The sequence below is a fragment of the Streptomyces sp. DH24 genome (genome assembly GCF_029813775.1).
In the GTDB taxonomy this organism is placed as follows: Bacteria; Actinomycetota; Actinomycetes; order Streptomycetales; family Streptomycetaceae; genus Streptomyces.
In genome coordinates this window covers 40,948-62,219 of record NZ_JARVKW010000039.1, presented here as the reverse complement: position 1 = coordinate 62,219, position 21,272 = coordinate 40,948, and the positions used below count along the sequence as shown (strand labels likewise).

17 protein-coding genes are annotated in these 21,272 nt (G+C 73.5%); 7 read left to right on the top strand and 10 right to left on the bottom strand.

Annotation, left to right across the window (positions count from 1 at the left end):
• The first annotated feature begins 534 nt into the window (after window positions 1-534).
• Window positions 535-1,035, top strand: coding sequence for a hypothetical protein (locus QC282_RS26075; RefSeq protein WP_279552002.1), 501 nt, complete (start codon window positions 535-537; stop codon window positions 1,033-1,035).
• Window positions 1,036-1,144: 109 nt separating this feature from the next.
• Here the strand turns inward: QC282_RS26075 and QC282_RS26070 are convergent, their stop codons facing one another.
• A complete protein-coding gene (locus QC282_RS26070; protein WP_279552001.1) occupies window positions 1,145-1,330 on the bottom strand; it encodes a hypothetical protein in 186 nt (61 codons plus the stop codon).
• A gap of 239 nt (window positions 1,331-1,569) precedes the next feature.
• Here QC282_RS26070 and QC282_RS26065 point away from each other — a divergent pair, with 239 nt between their 5' ends.
• Window positions 1,570-2,598 carry a P1 family peptidase gene (locus tag QC282_RS26065; RefSeq protein WP_279552000.1) on the top strand — a complete coding sequence of 343 codons (1,029 nt, stop codon included), beginning with the start codon at window positions 1,570-1,572 and terminating at the stop codon, window positions 2,596-2,598.
• A gap of 234 nt (window positions 2,599-2,832) precedes the next feature.
• Entirely contained in the window at window positions 2,833-3,579 is a 747-nt protein-coding gene (locus tag QC282_RS26060) for a DUF6227 family protein (protein WP_279551999.1), read from the top strand.
• Between the two features lie 173 nt (window positions 3,580-3,752).
• Here the strand turns inward: QC282_RS26060 and QC282_RS26055 are convergent, their stop codons facing one another.
• From QC282_RS26055 to QC282_RS26040, 4 genes are all read right to left on the bottom strand, one after another.
• Complete coding sequence (locus QC282_RS26055) at window positions 3,753-5,933, bottom strand: fructose-specific PTS transporter subunit EIIC (protein ID WP_279551998.1); 2,181 nt, start codon at window positions 5,931-5,933, stop codon at window positions 3,753-3,755.
• Window positions 5,934-6,141: 208 nt separating this feature from the next.
• Window positions 6,142-7,089 (bottom strand): 1-phosphofructokinase, encoded by a 948-nt coding sequence (gene pfkB, locus QC282_RS26050; protein ID WP_279551997.1) that lies wholly within the window; start codon window positions 7,087-7,089, stop codon window positions 6,142-6,144.
• Window positions 7,086-7,847, bottom strand: a complete 762-nt coding sequence (locus QC282_RS26045; RefSeq protein ID WP_279551996.1) for a DeoR/GlpR family DNA-binding transcription regulator — start codon at window positions 7,845-7,847, stop codon at window positions 7,086-7,088. Before QC282_RS26045 ends, pfkB begins: the two co-directional genes overlap by 4 nt.
• A 187-nt stretch (window positions 7,848-8,034) precedes the next feature.
• On the bottom strand, window positions 8,035-9,564 hold the full coding sequence (locus QC282_RS26040; protein WP_279551995.1) for an MFS transporter: 1,530 nt from the start codon (window positions 9,562-9,564) through the stop codon (window positions 8,035-8,037).
• A 62-nt stretch (window positions 9,565-9,626) separates the two neighbouring features.
• Between QC282_RS26040 and QC282_RS26035 the strand changes: the two genes are divergently transcribed.
• Entirely contained in the window at window positions 9,627-10,592 is a 966-nt protein-coding gene (locus QC282_RS26035) for a YafY family protein (protein WP_279551994.1), read from the top strand.
• A gap of 35 nt (window positions 10,593-10,627) precedes the next feature.
• On the opposite strand, the gene QC282_RS26030 is transcribed toward QC282_RS26035, so the two are convergent.
• From QC282_RS26030 to QC282_RS26020, 3 genes are all read right to left on the bottom strand, one after another.
• The gene (locus tag QC282_RS26030) at window positions 10,628-11,329 is read right to left on the bottom strand and encodes a TetR family transcriptional regulator (protein WP_336621088.1); all 702 of its coding nucleotides are present in this window, start codon (window positions 11,327-11,329) and stop codon (window positions 10,628-10,630) included.
• A 609-nt stretch (window positions 11,330-11,938) separates the two neighbouring features.
• Window positions 11,939-12,964, bottom strand: a complete 1,026-nt coding sequence (locus QC282_RS26025) for a sigma-70 family RNA polymerase sigma factor (RefSeq protein WP_279551993.1) — start codon at window positions 12,962-12,964, stop codon at window positions 11,939-11,941.
• 622 nt (window positions 12,965-13,586) lie between these two features.
• Window positions 13,587-14,378, bottom strand: coding sequence for a class III extradiol ring-cleavage dioxygenase (locus QC282_RS26020; protein WP_279551992.1), 792 nt, complete (start codon window positions 14,376-14,378; stop codon window positions 13,587-13,589).
• 95 nt (window positions 14,379-14,473) lie between these two features.
• Here QC282_RS26020 and QC282_RS26015 point away from each other — a divergent pair, with 95 nt between their 5' ends.
• Window positions 14,474-14,989 (top strand): MarR family winged helix-turn-helix transcriptional regulator, encoded by a 516-nt coding sequence (locus tag QC282_RS26015; protein WP_279551991.1) that lies wholly within the window; start codon window positions 14,474-14,476, stop codon window positions 14,987-14,989.
• A gap of 143 nt (window positions 14,990-15,132) precedes the next feature.
• Here the strand turns inward: QC282_RS26015 and QC282_RS26010 are convergent, their stop codons facing one another.
• Both QC282_RS26010 and QC282_RS26005 read right to left on the bottom strand, forming a co-directional pair.
• Window positions 15,133-16,671: an MFS transporter gene (locus tag QC282_RS26010; RefSeq protein WP_279551990.1), complete on the bottom strand. Its 1,539-nt coding sequence runs from the start codon at window positions 16,669-16,671 to the stop codon at window positions 15,133-15,135.
• A 283-nt stretch (window positions 16,672-16,954) separates the two neighbouring features.
• Window positions 16,955-17,599, bottom strand: a complete 645-nt coding sequence (locus tag QC282_RS26005) for a TetR/AcrR family transcriptional regulator (protein WP_279551989.1) — start codon at window positions 17,597-17,599, stop codon at window positions 16,955-16,957.
• Between the two features lie 281 nt (window positions 17,600-17,880).
• Between QC282_RS26005 and QC282_RS26000 the strand changes: the two genes are divergently transcribed.
• Entirely contained in the window at window positions 17,881-19,191 is a 1,311-nt protein-coding gene (locus tag QC282_RS26000) for a M6 family metalloprotease domain-containing protein (protein WP_279551988.1), read from the top strand.
• Window positions 19,192-19,614: 423 nt separating this feature from the next.
• Entirely contained in the window at window positions 19,615-21,270 is a 1,656-nt protein-coding gene (locus QC282_RS25995; RefSeq protein WP_279551987.1) for an IclR family transcriptional regulator C-terminal domain-containing protein, read from the top strand.
• Window positions 21,271-21,272 lie beyond the last annotated feature (2 nt).

Genomic DNA, 21,272 nt, shown 5'->3' with positions numbered 1-21,272 from the left:
TGGGGGGGGGGGCGTGGGGGGGTGGGGGGGGGGCCGGTCGGGGCGTGGGGCGGGGGCCGTCGGGGCGTGGGCCGAGGGCCGAGGGCTGTCAGGAGCCGGGGGCCGTCGGGGCCGGGGGGCGTTTTCTGCTCACGGCTGGGTGGCTGGGGTCGGGGGGCTGAGTCCGGAGCGCAGGTGGCCGGCGCGGCGGAGCGGGGCGGGGCGGGACGAGGCCGAGCGGAGCGGAACAGCTCGTTCGGGTGAGGGAGTTGTCCACAACCCGTGGGTAACGCACGGGGCCCGGCGGGCAGCGGCGCGGAGCCGCATCGTGGACCGAAAGCCGAACGCCTCGTCGCTGGTGGTGGTCCCGTGTCCTTCGCTCCGTACCCGACCCCATACCCGAACCCGAACTCGTACCCGTCTCCGCAGCCGCAGCCGCAGCCACACCCGTCCCTGTACTCGTCCCCGCCCCCGCCTCCCTCCCGGGTTCCGTCGGCCCCGTCGGCTGCCGTCTCCCCGCACGTCCCGGGTGCCGACGCCCCGCCCACCTGCGAGGTGCCGCACTTCGCCCCGGTGCGGGTGCGCGGCGGCCGGTACGGGCTGGGCCGGCTCGTTCGGCACCGTCGGCGGGCGCTGGCGGCGGGCCTCGCAGTGACAGCGGCGGCGCTGGTGGCGGCAGGCCCCGGGGACGCCGAGCGGGTCCGTGGTCGCCCCGGTGATCCGGCGCCACCGCGCGCGGCAGCCCCGGCGGCGGATCGTCCGGTTCGTACGCAGCGCGCGGCCGGGCTCGTGACGGCACCGGTGCGGATCGCCGACGCCGCGACGGTACGACTGCTGCGGCCGGGCGACCGGGTCGACGTCATCGCCGCCGGGGAGACGGCGACGGGCGGCGCGGCGCGGGTGGTCGCGCGCGGGGCGCGGGTGGCGAAGGTGCCGGAAGCCCTGGACGACCCGGCCGGGAGCGGGGCGCTGGTCGTGCTGTCGGTGCCCCGTTCCACGGCGGCGCGCCTGGCGGGAGCGAGTGCAACGGCCCGCCTGGCGGTGACGCTGTGGTGAGCGGTCGGCCGGACGTGGTGAGCGGTCGGCCGGACACGGCGCGGCAGCGCTGCACGTCGCAGGGCTGCACGTCGCAGGGCTGCACGAGGCGGGCCTACAGGTGGTGGGCCTACAGGTGGTGGGGCGGCTTCTCGTCCAGGAAGCGCTTCAGATCGGCCGCGCTGTCGCGGTCGCCGTCGCTCCGCTCGCCCCAGCCGCTGTCCGTGTCGTCCGACGACTGCTGGTCCAGCGGGTCGTCGAAGATCAGCGCGGGCTTCGGCGCGCGCGGCTCGGGGTCGGGGGCGGCGGTACTCATGCCTCCAGGGTACGGCTCCGCCCCGGCGCCCCGGCCCCGCGGGAACGGCCGCTCCCGCGGGAGAACCCCGGCCGGTCGTCCCCCGTGCCGGACGACCGGCTCCCGGACCACGGCACCCGCACGACCGACTCGCGCACCACGGCACCCGCCACAACCGACTCCCGCACCACGGCACCCGCCACAACCGGCTGACAGCGCGGTGCCCCCGTCGTGACGGCGGCTGGATAAGACTGGGCGCCATGACAGTTGACGCATTGACGGACGTGGCCGGGGTGCGGGTGGGGCACGCCACGCGCACCGGGGACGGTTGGCTCACCGGCACCACGGTCGTGCTGGCGCCGGAGGGCGGGGCGGTCGCCGCGGTGGACGTGCGCGGCGGCGGCCCCGGCACCAAGGAGACCGACGCCCTGGACCCGCGCAACCTGGTGCAGAAGGTCGACGCGATCGTGCTGACCGGCGGCAGCGCCTACGGGCTGGACGCGGCGTCGGGTGTGATGGCCTGGCTGGAGGAGCGGGGACGCGGGGTGCGGGTCGGGCCGGACCCGGCGCACGTGGTGCCCGTGGTGCCGGCGGCCTGCGTCTTCGACCTGGGGCGCGGCGGCGACTTCCGGGCCCGCCCGGACGCGGCCACGGGCCGGGCCGCGGTGGAGGCGGCAGCGGCGAGCGCGCCCGGCGCGGCGGTACCGCAGGGGTGCGTGGGCGCCGGCACCGGCGCGGCGGTCGGACCGCTGAAGGGCGGGGTCGGCACCGCGAGCACGGTCCTCGACTCGGGGATCACGGTGGCGGCGCTGGTGGTGGCCAACGCGGCGGGGTCGGTGACGGACCCGGAGACGGGTGTGTTGTACGGGGAGTTGTTCGGGGGCCGGGTGACGTATCCGGAGGGGCCGGTCCACGAGGCGGCGCGACAACGCCTCGCGGAGATCGCCGCGAGCAGCGGTCCGCTCCCGCTGAACACCACGCTGGCCGTGGTCGCCACGGACGCGGACCTGTCCAGGGCGCAGGCGCAGAAGCTGGCGGGCACGGCGCACGACGGCATCGCGCGTGCCGTGCGCCCGGTGCACCTGCTCAACGACGGCGACACCGTCTTCGCGCTGGCGACCGGGCGGCGCCCGCTGGACGCCGGCGACCCGCTCGCCCCGAACGCGGTGCTGGCGGCCGGCGCGGACGTGGTGACCCGGGCGATCGTGAACGCCGTACGGGCGGCGGAGCCGGTGGCGGGGCCGGGCGGGGCGTGGCCCTCGTACGGGGAGCTCTACGGCGGGCGGTGACGCGCGCGGAGCGAGCCGCGCGCCGGGCGTGGACGCCGGCCGGGCACCACGCCCAACACAGGCCAAGTCCCTTGCCACCAGGGTTTTTTGACGGTATGCCGGACGTTGCGGGAACTTCTCGCGCGAGTCGAGAGTTTTTCAAGCGTACGTTTTCTCGGTTCCTGGACATGATGTCCGGCCGAGGGGCTACGGTATGCACCCACAAGGTGACATGCAGCAACGCCGGGAGAAACCTTGAGCGTTCCGTACGAGACGGCAGCGTACGAACCACCCGAGTCGCCCGAGTCTCCGGAGGAGCACCTCGCGCGGCTCCTGGGACGTGCCCTGAACTCCTTCGAGCTGCCCGACGAGTTGGTACGGCAGCTCGACTGCGCGCTGGCCCACGACAGTTCGTTGCACTCGGCGCACCACAGCGCGGGCCTGCACCGGGAAACGTACCGGCACACCTGGCTGGTCGCGGACGGTTCGGCGCTCACGCTGTGGGAGCTGGTCCACAACACGGTGCCGGGCGGCGAGGCGCAGCACGAGGTGTACGCGGACGAGGAGGAGTTGCGGTCCGCCACCGCGCGGCTGCCGCTGCCGCCCGACGCCCCGGACTTCGAGCTGCCTGTGCTGGTGCAGGTGTCTGCGCTGCCGGCGCCGCGTCATGTGTACGTCCCGGACGATTCGGCGGACCACGCCCGCCGGCTGCTGCGCCGCGCGGAGAACGCGGACCGGCCCGGCGGGGAGACGGCCGAGTTGTTGACGACGGCGTTCGCCCACCAGATCACGCAGGCCTTCGGGCGTCCGGGCCTCCTGGCGCGCGCCGGGCTGTGTTTCGCGCTGTACGAGCACGCCTTCCTGCTGCGCGACGGCAAGGAGGTCTCCCTCTGGGAGGTCGAGCACACGGCGACGCCGGACGGCCGGCACATGTGCGAGGTGTACGTCTCGGAGGACGCGGCGCGGGACGCGATGGAGCGGCGGGCGGCGCAGGTTTCCTGACCTCCGCGGAGCGGGCCGCACGGCGAACGGCCGGTCGCGGCCCGGCCCCGGAAGGGCGCACGGCGAACGGCCGGTCGCGGCCCGGCCCCGGAAGGGCGCACGGCGAACGGCCGGTCGCGGCCCCGTCCCGGGAGGGCTGCGACCGGCCGTCGGCCGGGGTGCGGTGTTCCTGACTATGCCGCCACGGGCTGCTTGGTGTCCGCCGCCGGGGACGACGACGTGCCGTCACCGGTGCCGGGAGCCGTGGCGCCCGGGGCCGGCTTGCGCAGGCCCTTGAGGAGGACGACCAGCGCGGTGGTGACGCACACGCCGGCCGCGATGGCGATCAGGTACAGCAACGGGTTGCCGATCAGCGGGACCACGAAGATGCCGCCGTGCGGGGCGCGCAGCGTGGCGTCGAAGGTCATCGACAGCGCGCCGGTGACCGCGCCGCCCGCCATCGAGGCGGGGATGACACGCAGCGGGTCGGCCGCGGCGAACGGGATGGCGCCCTCGGAGATGAAGGAAGCGCCCAGGACCCAGGCGGCCTTGCCGTTCTCCCGCTCGGTCTGGTTGAACAGCTTGCCGCGCACGGTCGTCGCCAGGGCCATGGCCAGCGGCGGAACCATGCCGGCCGCCATGACGGCGGCCATGATCTTCATCGCGGAGTCGCTCGGGTCGGCGACGGCGATGCCGGCGGTGGCGAAGGTGTAGGCGACCTTGTTGACCGGGCCGCCGAGGTCGAAGCACATCATCAGGCCGAGCAGGGCGCCGAGGAGGACGGCGTTGGCGCCGGTGAGGCCGTTCAGCCAGTCGGTCATGCCCTTCTGGGCGGAGGCGATGGGCTTGCCGATCACGACGAACATCAGGAATCCGACGATCGCCGAGGAGATCAGCGGGATCACCACCACCGGCATGATGCCGCGCAGCGCCGCCGGGATCCGCACCTTCTGGATGCCGATCACCACGGCACCGGCGATCAGACCGGCCGCGAGGCCGCCGAGGAAGCCCGCGCTGATGGTGAGGGAGATGGAACCGCCGACGAAGCCGGGGACCAGGCCCGGGCGGTCCGCCATGCCGTAGGCGATGTAGCCGGCCAGCACGGGGACGAGGAAGGCGAAGGCGACGCCGCCGATCTGGAACAGCAGCGCGCCCCAGCTGTCGGCCTGCGACCACACGAAGTGCTCCATGACCGACGGCGCCTTGTTGATCTCGTAGCCGCCGATCGCGAAGCCGAGGGCGATCAGCAGGCCGCCCGCCGCGACGAACGGGACCATGTAACTCACGCCGGACATCAGCCACTTGCGCAGCTTGGTGCCGTAGCCCTCGCCCGGGTCACCGCCGCGTTCGACCGGCGTGGGCGCGGTGCCGGAGGTGACGTCGCCGCGCGCGGCCTTCTGCCGGACGTCGGCGATGAGTTCGCCGGGACGGTTGATGCCGGCCTTCACGCCGACGTCGACGGTCGGCTTCCCGGCGAAGCGGTCCTTCTCCCGTACGGGGACGTCGTGGGCGAAGATCACGCCGTCCGCCGCCGCGATGACGGCCGGGTCGAGGCGGGTGAAGCCGGCCGAGCCCTGGGTCTCGACGACGACCTCGACGCCGGCCTCGCGGCCCGCGTTCTCCAGCGACTCGGCCGCCATGTAGGTGTGGGCGATGCCGGTGGGGCAGGAGGTGACGGCGACGACGCGGAACGGGCGGTCGCCCTCGCCGGAGGGTTCGGCCAGGGCCGCGGTGGTGGTGTCCGTGGCGGCACCGGCGGAGGCCGCCACCGGTGCCGCCACGGAGTCTTCGGTGGAGCCGGACGGACCGGTGGGACCGGACGGACCGGCGGGACCGGACGGACCGGCGGGACCGGACGGACCGGTGGCGGCCCCGGCCTGCTCGGCGGGCTCGGCGGAGTCCCGGGCCGGCTCGGTGGCCCCCGGCGTCTCCGGCTCGTCGCCGCGGATCAGTGCCGCGGCGGCCGACGCGTCCCGGGCCGACCGCAGTGCCGTCGTGAACTCGGCGTTCATCAGCTGCCGGGCCAGCGACGACAGGATCGTCAGGTGGGCGTCGTCGGCGCCGGCCGGCGCGGCGATCAGGAAGATCAGGTCGGCGGGACCGTCCGCCGCGCCGAAGTCGATCCCGGCGGCGCTGCGCCCGAAGGCGAGCGTCGGCTCGGTCACGTGCGTGCTGCGGCAGTGCGGGATGCCGATGCCGCCGTCGAGGCCGGTCGGCATCTGCGCCTCGCGGGCGGCGACGTCGGCGAGGAAGCCGTCGAGGTCGGTCACCCGGCCCAGGGCCACCATGCGCTCGGCGAGCGCGCGTGCCGCGGCTTCCTTGGTGTCGGCGGACAGGTCGAGGTCGACCAGTTCCGCGGTGATCATGTCGCTCATCGCGGGCTCCTTCGCTCGCGTATCGCCCGGGGGGAGTCGTGGGCGGGCGGGGGGACGGGGATGCGGTGGGGAATCACGGGGCCGGCGGGTCCGCCGGGGCCGGTGGTGGCGGGGCCGGGCAGGGCGCGCCCGGCAGGTGCGGCGCCGAGTAACGGGAAGGCCCGCCGCCACGGGCCCAAGGCGGTGGCCGGGGCGGCCGGACGGGGCGTCATGTCACCGGCTCCTTCAGCGTGCGGTCCACCGGTACGTCCGTCGTGACCGTCACCGCCGCCGGGTCGAGATCGGCCGGGGACGGCATCACACTGCCGGGCAGCTGGACGGCCGCCGCGCCGTGGGCGACCGCCGACGCGAGCGCCTCGGGGCCGGTGCCGCCGGCGATCAGGAAACCGGCGAGGGAGGAGTCGCCGGCGCCCACGTTGCTGCGGACGGCGGTCACACGCGCGCTGCCGTACCAGGCGCCGGCGTCGTCGACGAGCAGCTGGCCGTCGGCGCCGAGGCTGGCGAGCACGGTGCGCGCGCCCAGCTCCCGCAGTTCCTCGGCGGCCTTCACGGCGTCGCCGACGGTGGTCAGGGGGCGGCCGACGGCCTCCGCGAGCTCCTCTGCGTTGGGCTTCACCACGTCGGGCCGCTCGCGCAGGGCCTGGAGCAGCGCGGGTCCGGAGGTGTCGAGCGCGATGCGGGCGCCGGCGGCGTGCGCGCGGGCGACCAGTTCGGCGTACCAGGAGGGGGCGAGGCCGCGCGGGAGGCTGCCGCAGCAGGCGATCCAGGAGGCGTCGCGGGACTGCTGCCGCACGGTCTCCAGCAGCAGTTCCTGCTCGGCGGCCGTCAGCTCGGGACCGGGCGCGTTGATCTTCGTGAGGACGCCGTCCGCCTCCGCGAGCGCGATGTTGGAGCGGGTGGCTCCGGCGACCGGCACGGGCGCGACCTCGATGCCCTGCGCGTCGAGCAGGTCGGCGACGAGCGCGCCCGGCGCGCCGCCCAGGGGCAGCACCGCGACCGTGCGCCGGCCGGCGGCGGCGACGGCCCGCGAGACGTTGACGCCCTTGCCGCCCGGGTCCACGCGCTCGCCGGTGGCGCGGACGACCTCGCCGCGGTCGAGCGAGGGCACCTCGTAGGTGCGGTCGAGGGACGGGTTCGGGGTGACGGTGAGGATCATGCGCGTACTACTTCCGTGCCGCCGCGCTCGATGGCGGCGGCGTCTTCCGGGCTCAGCCCGCTGTCGGTGATCAGCAGGTCCACGTCGCTCAGGCCGCCGAAGCGGGCGAAGTGTTCCTGGCCGTGCTTGGAGGAGTCGGCGACCAGCACCACCCGGCGGGCGGCGGCGACGGCCGCGCGTTTGACGGCGGCCTCGGCGAGGTCGGGGGTGGTCAGGCCGTGCTCGGCCGAGAAGCCGTTCGCCGCGACGAACAGGACGTCCGCGCGGATCTCGCCGTACGCGCGCAGCGCCCAGGCGTCGACGGCGGCGCGGGTGCGGTGCCGGACGCGGCCGCCGACGAGGTGGAGCTGGATGCCGGGATGGTCGGCGAGGCGGGCGGCGATGGGCAGGCTGTGGGTGACGACGGTGAGGGAGGACTCCAGCGGGAGGGCGGCGGCCATGCGGGCCACGGTGGTGCCGGCGTCGAGGATGGTCGTGCCCTCGGCGGGCAGTTCGGCCAGGGCCGCCTTGGCGATGCGGTCCTTCTCGTCGGCCGCGGTGGACTCGCGCTCGGCGAGGTCCGGCTCGAAGTCGAGGCGCCCGACGGGGATGGCGCCGCCGTGCACCCGGCGGACCAGACCGGCGCGGTCGAGGGCCTTCAGGTCGCGGCGGATGGTCTCCGCCGTCACCTGGAACTCCTCGGCCAGCGACACCACGTCCACCCGGCCGCCGTCCCGGGCGAGCCGGAGGATCTCCTGCTGACGCTCCGGTGCGTACATGTCCGTTCCCCTCCGACTGGTGCCCGAACGTGTGGTTTCACTGGGAGGCTAAGCCTGGATTTCCAGAAAGTAAACAGGTTCGGGCCCAATCGGGCATGAACAGGCTTCCGCGTGGGTGTCTGTTCTCCACACCGAAGGGCCCGGCACCTGAGGTGCCGGGCCCTTCTGGAAGCACGCGTCAGAGGCGTCAGACGAGCTCGGGCTCCTTGTCCGGCTCCGTGCGCGGCCCCTTCTCCCCCGCCTCGGGCGCCGCGCCCTCCACGTGCTGCGCCGGGCGCTTGGGCAGGGCGAACATCAGCAGGAAGATCGCGCCCAGCACGGCGGCCACCCAGCCCAGCGCGTACTGGAAGGCGTCCACGAAGGCCGGGCCCACCTCCGCCGGGCGCAGCCGGTCGCTCATCGTGCCGAAGAAGACCACCGAGACGAGCCCGAGGCCGAGCGCGTTGCCCATCTGCTGCACCGTGTTGATCAGCCCCGACGCCGAACCGGCGTGCTCGCGCGGCACCTCGGACAGCACCGCGTCGGTCAGCGGCGCGACGATCAGACCCATGCCGACGCCCATGACGACCAGCGGCAGCGCCATCTGCCAGGGGGCGATGCCGGGGCCGTAGCGCTGGGACTCCCAGATGTAGATCAGGACACCGGCGGCCATCACCAGCGCACCCGCCTGGAGCACCCCGCGGCCGAAGCGCGGCACCAGCTTCTGCACCGACAGGCCCGCGGCCACGGACACGGCGATCGAGAACGGCACCCCGGTCAGGCCGGCCTTCAGCGGGCTCCAGCCCAGGCCGGTCTGCATGTACAGCGTCCACACCAGGAAGAAGATGCCGAGCCCGAGCCCGAACACGGTCTGCACGGCGATGCCCGCCGCGAAGCTCTTGACCCGGAACAGCGACAGCTCGACCAGCGGGGAGCCGTCCCGCGCGGCCTTGCGCCGCTCGTAGGCCACCAGTCCCGCGAGGACGACGAACGCGCCGGCCATCGACACGTACCCCCACAGCGGCCAGTCCAGCTCACGGCCCCGGGTCAGCGGGTAGAGCAGCATCAGCAGGCCCAGCGTGACGAGCGCGACGCCCACCAGGTCCAGCTTGAGGGCCCGCGGCGCCTTGGACTCGGTGATGAAACGGGCGCCCAGGACCAGGCCCACGACGCCGACCGGCAGGTTGATCAGGAAGATCGGCCGCCATTCGAGCCCGAACAGGTTCCACTCGGTCAGCAGCGCGCCGAGCAGCGGACCGGACACCGCGCCGAGCCCGACGATCGCGCCGAACAGACCGAACACCTTGCCGCGTTCGTGCGCCGGGAAGGTCGCGTGCACGATCGACAGCACCTGCGGCACCATCAGCGCGGCCATGCCGCCCTGCAGGATGCGGGAGGCGACCAGCATCTCCGGGTTCACGGCGAAGCCGCACAGCGCGGAGGCGAGCGTGAAGCCGCCGATGCCCAGCAGGAAGATCTTCTTGCGGCCGTGGATGTCGCCGAGGCGTCCGCCGGTGATCAGGCCGGCGGCGAAGGCGAGGGCGTACCCGGCGGTGATCCACTGGATCTGGCTGAAGGACGCGCCCGCGTCCTCCTGGATCGACGGGATCGCGATGTTGACGATCGTGACGTCGACCAGGTCCATGAAGGCCGCGGTCATCACGATCGCCAGGGCGAACCAGCGACGCCGGTCGCTCGCGGCGGGCTGAACGCCGGAAGGGGTCTCGGTGAAGGTCATACCGAGAAGCTAGACCCCGGTTAGGCCAGAACGTGTCCTAGATCTGCGGCATCCTCGGACTCATGACGACCGACACGCCGGCGCGGATCCTCCAGCTCCTCTCCCTCCTCCAGACGCCCCGCGAATGGCCCGGCGGCGAGCTCGCCGACCGGCTCGGGGTGTCGCGGCGCACGGTCCGGCGCGACATCGACCGGCTGCGCGAACTCGGCTATCCCGTACAGGCGACCAAGGGTTCCGACGGCGGCTACCGGCTCGTCGCGGGCAAGGCGATGCCGCCCCTCGTGCTGGACGACGAGGAGGCGGTCGCGATCGCGGTCGGGCTGCGCGCCGGGGCCGGGCACGCGGTCGAGGGCGTGGACGAGGCGTCGGTGCGGGCGCTCGCCAAGCTGGAGCAGGTGCTGCCGAGCCGGCTGCGGCACCGCGTGTCCACGCTCCAGTCCGCGACGATGCCGCTGACCAGCGGGGACGGCCCGACCATCGCGCCCGAGACGCTCACCGTGATGGCGTCCACGGTGGCCGGGCAGGAGCGGCTGCGGTTCGCCTACCGGGCCGGGGACGGCACGGAGTCGCGGCGCCTGACCGAGCCGTACCGGCTGGTGTCGACCGGACGCCGCTGGTACCTCGTGGCGTACGACCTCGACCGCGCCGACTGGCGCACGTTCCGCGTGGACCGGGTCAGCGAGCCGTTCGCGACGGGGACGCGCTTCACGCCGCGGGAACTGCCCACCGGGGACGCCGCCGAGTACCTGCGCCGGTCGATGCAACGCCGCCAGGAGACCTACGAGTTCACGGTCACGTTCGCGGCACCGGCCGACGTCGTCGCCACGCGCGTACCGGGCTGGCTCGGCGCCCCCGAACCGCTCGACGACCACACCTGCCGGCTGCGCGGCACGACCGCCGACGCGATGGAGTGGGTCGCGGTCCGGCTGGCGATGCCGGGGCTGGACTTCACGGTGCAGGACCCGCCCGGACTCGTCGCCGCGGTACGGGAGTTGGGCGAGCGGCTGTCACGGGCGGGGGGTGCGTGACGCGGCCCCCGGACGCTGTGAACCCCCGGCTCCGCTCAGCCGCGCCGTTCCGTCGCCGTCTGCCACGGGAAGTCCCGCAGCGCGGCCAGGTTGCGCAGCGCCAGTTCCGCCGGGCCGTCCGGGCCCTCGGCCGGGCCGTCCCCGGCCGCCCAGGTCTCCATCGCCACCCGTACGGCGGCGCTCGCGACGACCGCCGCGAAGCGCAGCTCCGGAGTCACGGCGGCAACGTTGTCGATGTCGGCCGGAACCGGATGGTCCGCCGACCCCAGGCGTTCCGCCAGGGCCTCCAGCAGCCTCCGCTCGGACGCGTGGCACACCTCCGCCCACACCCTCCGCAGGGCGGGGCTCGACCCGGCCAGCCGGATCAGGGTGCGGACGAACGTCCAGGACGCCGACGAGACCCCGACACCGGGCGTCAGCGTGTGCCGCACGGCCTGTTCCAGGGCCTCCGGCACGGACAGGTCCTCGGGGGCGGCGCGTACCGCCGCCGCCCAGCGCTCGGCACCGGCCGCGTAGAGCGGGGCGACGGCCTCCTCCTTGCTGGCGAAGTAGCGGTAGAAGGTGCGCGGTGCGATGCCGGCGGCCTGGGCGATGTCCTCGGCGCGGGTGGCGCGCAGGCCCTGCCGGACGAAGAGTCCGGCCGCGGCCCGGGCAATCTCCATCCGGGTCTCGGCCTTGCGGCGCTCGGTCAGGGAAGGGGCGGCCGACGCGGCGGGTACGGGAGTGGTGCTGCTCACCTGCGGCAGGCTATGCCCCTGTGGCACAATCTGCCATCTGCGGGCCACCCCGGGGTTCAGGTTCGGGGTGGCCCGCTCCAGAACGCTGCTCCAGGCCGCCGTACGCCGCGCCGCCGATGGCGGGCACGCGCACGGGCGGATGACGCGCCGCACACGCGCAAACCAGGGCCGGGCCCCGACGCCCGGGGGGAAGGCGCCGAAGCCCGGCTGGGGAAAGTCCCGGCACCGGGGGGAGTGCGTCGGGACTTGGTCGTATTCCTCGTCCGTTCAGGTCCAGGAGTTCGGGCCGGGGGCCCCGGGGGGTGGTTGGCCCCCGCCCCGAACTCCTGGTCCCCGAAGGGTTGTTCCCGCCGCTTCGTCCGTTGAAGCGGCGTTACATCGCCATGTTTGCGCGGTCTTTCGCCACCCGGCGCACGCGGTCGCCGTACGGCGCGCGCCAGTTGGAGCTCAGCGCGCCGCACGGCGTGGCGCTTGGCGCGCTGTATCGAAACGTGGCGCTTGGCACGCCTTGTCGAGCTGAGGCTCGGCACGCCGTCACGACGTGGTGGTCGGTGCGGCGTCACACCGTGGTGCTCGGCGCGGCGTCACGACGTGGTGGTCGGTGCCGGGTCAGGCCGCCGCGTCGAACCCGGTGTCGCGGGCGAGCTTCTTCAGCTCCAGCAGCGCGTGCTTCTCGATCTGGCGGATGCGCTCGCGCGTCAGGCCGTGCTCCTTGCCGACCTCGGTCAGCGTGCGCTCCCGGCCGTCCTCGATGCCGTACCGCATCTTGATGATGGAGGCCGTGCGCTGGTCGAGGCGGCCGATCAGGTCGTCGAGCTCCTCGCTGCGCAGCAGCGTCAGCACGGACTGCTCGGGCGACACCGCGGAGGTGTCCTCCAGGAGGTCGCCGAACTGGGTCTCGCCCTCGTCGTCCACCGACATGTTCAGCGAGACCGGGTCGCGGGCCCAGTCGAGCACGTCGATCACACGCTCCGGCGTGGAGCCGAGCTCGGCGGCGATCTCCGCGGGCTCCGGGTCCCGGCCGTGCTCGCGGTTGAACTCGCGCTGCACGCGCCGGATCCGGCCCAGCTCCTCCACGAGGTGGACGGGCAGCCTGATCGTGCGGGACTGGTCGGCTATCGAGCGGGTGATCGCCTGGCGGATCCACCACGTCGCGTACGTCGAGAACTTGAAGCCCTTGCGGTAGTCGAACTTCTCGACGGCGCGCACCAGACCCGCGTTGCCCTCCTGGATCAGGTCGAGCAGGGGCAGGCCGCTGCGCGGGTAGCGACGGGCGACGGCGACGACCAGACGGAGGTTGGAGCGGATGAAGACGTCCTTGGCCCGCTCACCCTCGGCGACCAGGGCCTCCAGCTCCTCGCGGCTGGCGTCGGCCTTGGTGTCCTCGTAACCGTCGAGGACCTGCTGCGCGAAGACACCCGCCTCGATGATCTGGGACAGCTCGACCTCCTTGGCGGCGTCGAGCAGCGGTGTGCGCGCGATCTCGTCGAGGTACATGCCGACCAGGTCGCGGTCGGCGATCTCGCCGCGGGCGCGAACACTGTTGGCCGCGTCGGCCGCCTCTGACCCAGAGCCAAGGACCTGGGAGGTGCCCCCATTGGCGGACTGACGACGGGCGACGGCACGGGTTGCCATGCGTGCTCCCTTGCGTGGTGGGCTGGCGGGTGGTTCTTCAGGTGCTCGGCACTCTCGCCGAGTGCCCGGCATCCGTAGGAAACAACGACTGGAATCAGGACAGAATTCCCAACCCGCCCCCCGATTTTTCTGATCATGCAGTACCCTGTCGGGCCGCACGGGGCGACGCGACGGCCGCAGGTCGCACGGAGGCCCAGGTCGGCCCAGGTCAGGCCCGGAATCGCGGGCCCACCCGAGGCTCCGGCCGATCTCCGCGATCACCGCGCATATGAGACGGCGGTCACATTCGGCCCAGTCGGCTCGACCGGGAGGACGGGCGCCCTCGCTCCCCTCGACCGTGAAGACGTACGGCGCCGCCCCAAGGTTGCGCGGACCTGCGCCGCGCCGCGGGACGCAACCCCCGCCGCACGCGCAGCCGCACGCTGCGGGTACCCCGTCGGCCGCACCGCCACCACCCCCACACCGGGCAACCCACCAGTCGCGCCGGTCGGCCCGCCTGTGAGGCGCACCCCTCGGCGCGGCCCGTGAGTCACGCCGGTCGGCCCGGCCCGTCAGTCACGCCGGCCGACCCGACCCCTGAGTCGCACCGGTCGGCCGTGAGTCGCGCCGGTCGGCCGCCCCGTCAGCCGAACTGCACCGACCGCTTGGCCAGCCCCATCCAGAAGCCGTCGATCACGGACCGCTGGGCGTCCAGCTCACCGGCCGCGTCGGCCGCGCCCATGGTCACGAACAGCGGGGCGAAGTGCTCGGTGCGCGGATGCGCCAACCGCCCGGCCGGCGAGGTGTGCGTGAAGTCCAGCAGCGCGTCCACGTCACCGGCCTCCAGCGCGCGCCGGCCCCAGTCGTCGAACTCCGCCGACCACGCGGGAATTCCGCCCTGCCGCAGCGCGGCCAGGTTGTGGGTGAAGAAGCCGGAGCCGACGATCAGCACGCCCTCGTCGCGCAGCGGCGCCAGCTTCCTGCCGATCTCCATGAGCCGCACCGGGTCAAGGGTCGGCATGGACACCTGGAGGACGGGGATGTCGGCGTCCGGGTACATCTCGACGAGCGGGACGTACGCGCCGTGGTCGAGGCCGCGGTCGGGGATGTCCTGGACGGGCGTGCCGGGGGCGCGCAGCAGCTTGCGCACCGATGCGGCGAGCCCGGGGGCGCCGGGGGCGTCGTAGCGGACGCGGTAGTAGTGCTCGGGGAAGCCCCAGAAGTCGTGGACGAGGGGGACCGGCCGGGTCGCGCCGAGGGCGAGCGGGGCCTCCTCCCAGTGGGCGGAGACCATGAGGATCGCCCTGGGGCGGGGCAGCCGGGCGGACCAGGCGGCGAGTTCGCCGGGCCAGACGGGGTCGTCCGCCAGCGGCGGGGCGCCGTGACTGAGGTACAGGGCGGGCATGCGCTCGCGCTCCTGGGTGGTGGCGGACATGACGGCGGCTCCAGTTACTTGAAGTCTCAATCTCCAAGGACAAAGGTAAGCACTGGTTGTTTAAGTTTCAAGCAGCATGGTCGTAAAGTGGATGCATGAACAGGGCACCCGCTTCCGCTCCGGCTGACCGAACCCGCTGGCTCACCAGCGAAGAACAGCGCGTCTGGCGTGCGTACATCGAGGCCAGCACCCTGCTCGAGGACCATCTCGACCGCCAGTTGCAGCGTGACGCGGGTATGCCGCACGTCTACTACGGCCTGCTCGTCAAGCTCGCCGAGTCCCCGCGCCGACGGCTCCGTATGACCGAACTGGCCAAGCACGCCAAGATCACCCGCTCCCGTCTCTCGCACGCGGTCGCGCGCCTGGAGAAGCAGGGCTGGGTGCGGCGCGAGGACTGCCCGTCCGACAAGCGGGGCCAGTTCGCGGTGCTGACGGACGAGGGATTCGACGTGCTGCGGAAGACCGCGCCGGGCCACGTGGACGCCGTGCGGCAGGCGGTCTTCGACCGGCTCTCCGCCGAACAGCAGGAGTCCCTCGGCGAGATCATGCGGATCATCGCCGAGGGACTCCAGCCCAGCGAAGCGGGCGCGGACCTGCCCTGGCTCCGCTGACCCCCGGAACACCGGGCGGGTCACGCGGGACCAGGGCAGGTCCTGGGGTTCGTACGGACGGGGCGTCCCCTTCCTCGTCCGTACGAGGGTCCGTACGACGGCCGTGCGGCCCGAAGGGGTGGGTGGGACCGGCGAGCCGGTCCTCAGTGGGCGACCACCGGCACCGGCACCTCGTTCTCGGCGCCCTCGGCGACCTCACCGGAGACCACCTTGGTGCCGCCCGGGCGGCCCGCGTTGACGAAGGTCAGCGCGATGCCCGCGGCCACGACCAGGATGCCGACGGCGAACCAGATGGCGCTGGTGTAGCCCTCGACCATGCCCTCCAGCCGCACCAGCTGCTGCTGGGAGCGGGAGGCCGCCGAGCCGATGTGGTCGGCGACGTACGAGGTCGTCGCCGAGGCGGCGATCGTGTTCAGCAGGGCCGTACCGATCGCGCCGCCCACCTGCTGCGAGGTGTTGACCATCGCGGAGGCGACACCGGAGTCACGCGGCTCGACGCCCTGCGTGGCCAGCGACATGGCCGGCATGAACGCCGTACCCATGCCGAGACCGAGCAGCAGCATCGCCGGCAGCAGCAGGGCCGTGTACGAGGTGCCGATCTCCAGCTGCGTCAGCAGGAGCATGCCGACGGCGGCGACCAGGAAGCCGGGGCCCATCAGCAGCCGCGGCGCGACCCGGGTCATCAGACGGGTGCCGATCTGGGTGGAGCCCGTGATCATGCCTATGATCATCGGCAGGAAGGCGAAGCCCGTCTTGACCGGCGAGTAGCCCTTCACGATCTGCAGGTAGTAGGTCAGGAAGAGGAACAGGCCGAACATCGCGATGATCGCCAGGCCCAGCGAGAGGTAGATACCGCCGCGGTTGCGGTCGGTGATGACGCGCAGCGGCAGCAGCGGGGCCTTGACCCTGGCCTCCACCAGCACGAACGCCCCCAGCAGCACGACCGACGCGACGAACATGCCGACCGTCACGGAGTCGCTCCAGCCGTCGGACTCGGCGCGGGTGAAGCCGTAGACGAGCGCGACCAGGCCGAGGGTGGACAGGATCACGCCGGGGATGTCGAGCGGGGAGCGGTTGCGGCTGCCCTCGGGCTCACGGATGACGAACCAGGCACCGGCCGCCGCGACGATCGCGAACGGGATGTTGACGAAGAACGTCCAGCGCCAGTTCAGGTACTCGGTGAGGAAACCGCCGAGGATCAGGCCGACGGCACCGCCACCACCGGCGATCGCGCCGTAGATGCCGAACGCCTTGGCGCGCTCCTTGGCGTCCGTGAACATCACGGCCAGCAGGGACAGCGCGGCGGGCGCGAGCAGCGCGCCGAACACGCCCTGGAGGGCGCGGGAGCCGAACATCATGGCCTCGTTGGTGGCCGCGCCGCCCAGCGCGGAGGCGGCGGCGAAGCCCGCCAGACCGAGGACGAAGGTGCGCTTGCGGCCCCACAGGTCGGCGATCCGGCCGCCGAACAGCAGCAGACCGCCGAAGGCGAGGGCGTAGGCCGTGACGACCCACTGCCGGTTGCCGTCGGAGATCCCCAGGTCCTGCTGGGCGGAGGGCAGCGCGATGTTCACGATGGTGGCGTCGAGGACGACCATCAGCTGGGCGAGCGCGATGAAGACGAGCGCCTTCCAACGGTTCGCGTCGGGGGCGGCGTCGGTGACGCGCGGGACTGTCTGAGACATGGAGGTACCCACTTCGGGACTTCGGACTTCGGGACGAAGAATTTCGGGACGAAGAATCTCGGGACTTCGGAACTTCGGGTCTTCGGGAAAGGTGTCGAAAAGTCGAGAAAGTCAAAAGGGTGTCGTCGGCCGCCGGCTCGTCGCCGTTGACGGCCGGTGGGGCTGTGGACTGGTGAGGCGTGGAGTTGGTGAGCCTGTGGTGCTGGTGAGGCTGGTGAGGTTGGTGTGAGGGAGGACCGGAGCCGGGCCCTGAACTAATCGGCCCGCTCGGCACGGATGAGCGTCAGGACTGGCGCAGTTCCTCCAGGGTCGCGGCCGTGCCCGGCAGGTCGGAGCGGGCCGGGGCCCGCAGTCCGTCCAGGAACAATTGCAGATGGCGGTGGACGAAGCGGTCGGCGCTCAGGCACCCCGTACCGGCCGGCGGCCGGCTGAGCTGCGCCACGGCGACCATCAGGTCACCGACGCCCACGTCGGGGCGGAGCTGCCCGGCCGTCCGGGCCCGCTCCATGATCCCGGCGATGAGTTCCTCGACGCGTACGCGGGCCGCCTCCAGATCGGGGTGGTGCTGGTCGAAGGTGCTGGAGATCATCGGGCACAGCGCGCTGATCCGTTCGTCGGCGGCGGTGTGCACGAAGTGCTCCAGTGCCTCGAAGGCGTCACCGGTCTCCGTGAGGGCGGACTCGGCGGCGCGCGCCGTGCGGTCCATGACGGAGCAGACGACCTCGCGGACGAGGGCGTCACGGTCCGGGAAGTTGCGGTACACCGTGGCGTTGCCGACGCCGGCCCGGCGGGCGATCTCGTCGAGCGGCACGTCGGGGCCGTACTCGACGAACATCTCCCGGGCGGCGGTGACGATCCGCTCCCGGTTGCGCAGGGCGTCGGCGCGCGGCCGGGTCACCTTGCGCTGTGCGGTGGGCGCGGTCTGCACGGCGTACTCCCTGAGGATGAGGCTGAGACTGAGACTGAGGCTGGGCGATCCGGGGAGCCTGTCCCCGTTTCGCTCGGACACAGGTCCAAACGGGGAAGCGGTCCCCGGTTATTTCCACCGCACCCAGAAGTTCTCTGTGACCCGCGTCACTCAACTGCGGTCGGCGCGGGCGCGATACCCACGATCGGTCTCCTCCAGCGCGCGCCCGCGCACCCACCGGACCAGGGTGATCGAAAGGGTGCAGCCGGTGACCGGCGGCTGCCTTGGAGCGAGGGGCCCGTATGCAGCCGAAGCCGACCGCCCGCCGGAGCCGGATACGTACCCGCCGCGTGGCCGCCCTCGGATGCGTGACCGCCCTGACCCTCGCCGTCGGCAGCTCGTCCGGCAGCGGCCACCTCTCCCCCGGCTCCTCCCCGGCCGGCGCGGGCCCGATCGCCCTCGGCCGGTCCTCCGCACTCGGCCCCTGCATGATCAGCGGCAAGCGCGACGTCCAGATGTCCGAGGGCGTCCCCACCCCCCGCGGCTACACCCGCTCCACCGGCACGGTCCGCGCCCTCAACCTGATGATCGACTTCTCGGACGCGCCGGGCCGGGGCCGCGCCCTCGACCGGTTCCGCGAGTTCTTCCCGCAGACCCAGCACTGGTTCCGCACCAGCTCCTACGGCCGCCTGGAGTACCGCCCCGAGGTCCCGATCCGGCAGTGGCTGCGCATGCCGAAGCCCTTCGGCGCGTACGGCATAGAGCGCGGCGCGCCCTTCGACCCCGGCTACCGCGAGCTCGTCCGGGACATCGTGGCGGCGGCCGATCCCAAGGTGGACTTCCGGACGTACGACCTGGTGAACGTGCTGGTGACGCCGAACGCGGGCCCGTCGGCGCTGGACACGGTCCTGTCCGTCACCTTCGCCGGCAACACCGAGGCGCCCACCGCCGACGGCGTCCCGGTCGCCAACGCGTCCTTCGTCTACTCCCGCCAGGACGACGGCTCCGGCTCCTACCACCGCACCGGCTACCGCGTACTGCCCCACGAGAACGGCCACGTCTTCGGCCTGCCCGACCTCTACACCCAGGAGGGCGGGGCCGCGGTCGGCCACTGGGACATCATGAGCGAGGACTGGGGGGCCAACAACGACACGCTCGGCTGGCACAAGTGGAAACTGGGCTGGCTGGACGCGTCCCAGGTGCACTGCGCCTCGGCCTCCGGCACGGCCGAGTACGCACTGACGCCGCTCGCCGAGAAGGACGGCCCGAAACTGATCGTCGTCCCGCTCGACGAACGCTCCGGCTACGCCGTCGAACTGCGCACGCGCGCGGGGAACGACGAGGTGGTGTGCCGCCCGGGAGTCCTCATCTACAAGGTCGACGCGGACGTCGACACGGGCATGGGCCCGGTGACGGTCTACGACTCGCGCCGCGACAGCGGGGGTTGCACGCGCAGCCCCAACGTCCACGCGGAACTCTCGGACGCGCCGTTCGCCCCCGGGGAGACCTTCAGGGACCCACGCCGCGGAGTCCGCATCACGGTGGCGGCGGCGGACCTGGCGGGGGACTACCGGGTGCGGGTCACTCGGGGGGAGGGGGTCGGGGAGGGGTGAGGGGGCGGCGACGGGGAGGGGCAACGGGAAGGGGTTGAGGGTCGCGGTGGCAGCCGGCGGTCGGGCTTGTCCGGCTTGCCCGGCCTGTCGGGCTCGTCGGGCCTCAGCGGTGGCCGAGCCTGCCGTGGACCGGCGGGGATTACGGTAGGGCTGCCCCGACCGCCCACCGGAGAACCGATGCCGCCGAAAAGCCAGACCGACGACCACGGGATCTCCCCTGCCGCGCCCCACCCGCCGAACGAGACGGTCACGCCGACCGGGACCGCAGAGGCAGCCGAGACCGCCGAGACCGCCGGGGCTGCCGGGGCCGCCGAGACCGCCGGGGCTGCCGGGGCCGCCGAGACCGCCGGGGCTGCCGGGGCCGCCGGGGCCGCCGAGACAGCCGGAGCGGTTACGCCGGTTACGCCGGCCGGGGCGGCCGAGGTGGTTACGCCGGATACGCCGGATACGCCGGCCGAAGCGGTCACGCCGCTGCTGCGGGGCGTCGCCGTGCTGCGGCGGCTGACGGAGGCGGACGGCACGCTGAGCCCGAGCGCGCTGGAACGGGCGACCGGCCTCGCGCGCTCCACCGTCGACCGGATCACCGCGACCCTGGCGCGCATGGGCTACGTACGCCTGGACGGCCGCGACGTGACGCTCGCCCCGCGCCTGATGGAACTGGGCAACGCCTACCTGGCCGCCCTGCGCCTTCCCGCGCTGCTGGCGGCCCGCGCGGACGCCCTCGCCGACGAGCTGGACGAGTCCGTGTCCCTGGCGGTCGGCGACCGCGACGGCATCCGCTTCATCCACCAGGCGACCCGGCGCCGGGCGATGTCGCTGAGCTTCCGCATCGGCGACCTGCTCCCCGCCGAACGCACCGCGCCGGGACCGCTGTTCGCGGCCGAGTGGACGGACACCGACTGGCACCGCTGGCGGTCACGCCGCGCGGCGGACCCGGAGGACCGCACCTTCCCGGCGGTACCGCGACGCGAACTCCCGTCCGGCGGCGAGGACTTCGCGGAGCGGGCGGCACGGGCGAGCCGGGACGGCTGGTCCCTGGACGACCAGTTGATCGAGCCCGGCCTGGTGGCGGTCGCCGTACCGGTACGGGACCCGCGTACCGGCCGCGTCGCCTGCGTGGCCAGCGTCGTGAGCCACACCAGCCGGCACACGGCGGACGACCTGCGCGACACGCTGCTGCCACGGCTGCGTTCGGCGGTGGCGGAGATGGAACGCGCGCTGCGCGAGGCCCCGGCACCGGAACCCGCCCCGGCACCGGCGGGCCTGGCGACCTGGACGGGGGCGTCGAAGCAGGAGCTGGGCCGGGAGTTCGTGGAGTCGCTGGCACGGGGCCTGACGGTGCTGACGGCGTTCGGCGAGGGCCGGGCGGCGCTGACACTGACGGAGGTGGCGAAGGCGACGGGCCTGGCACGGGCCACGGCACGCCGGGCGCTGATCACGTACGAACACCTGGGCCTGGTGGCACCGGGCCCGGACCGGACGTTCGCCCTGACACCCCGGGTGCTGGACCTGGGCTTTCCCCCGCTTTCCCGTACGTCCCTGCCGCAGATCGCGACCCCGCATCTGGCGGCGCTGGCGGACCGCGTGCACGAGTCGGCGTCCCTGGCGGTGCTGACGGAGGCGGGCGACGAGATCCAGTACACGGCACGGGTGGCGACGTCCCGGGTGATGAGCGTGAACATCACGGTGGGCACGCGCCTCCCGGCGTACGCGACGTCACTGGGCCGCGTGATGCTGGCCGACGTCCCGCCCGCGCGGCGCCCCCCGGCCACGGTGCCGCCCCTGACACCGCACACGATGACGGACCCGGCCGCCCTGACCGACGCCCTGGACGCGGCCCGGGAGCAGGGGTACGCCCTGGTCAACGAGGAACTGGAGGAGGGCCTGCGTTCCATCGCGGTCCCCGTCCGCGACCGCACGGGCCGGGTGGTGGCGGCGGTGAACGTGGCCATGCACGCGGCCCGCCGCACGGTGGAGGCGTGCGTGACGGAGATCCTTCCGGAGCTTCGGGAGACGGCGGCGGGGATCGAGGGTGATCTTCGGGTGGCGGGGCGGTTCATGGGGGTGGGGCAGGGCTGAGG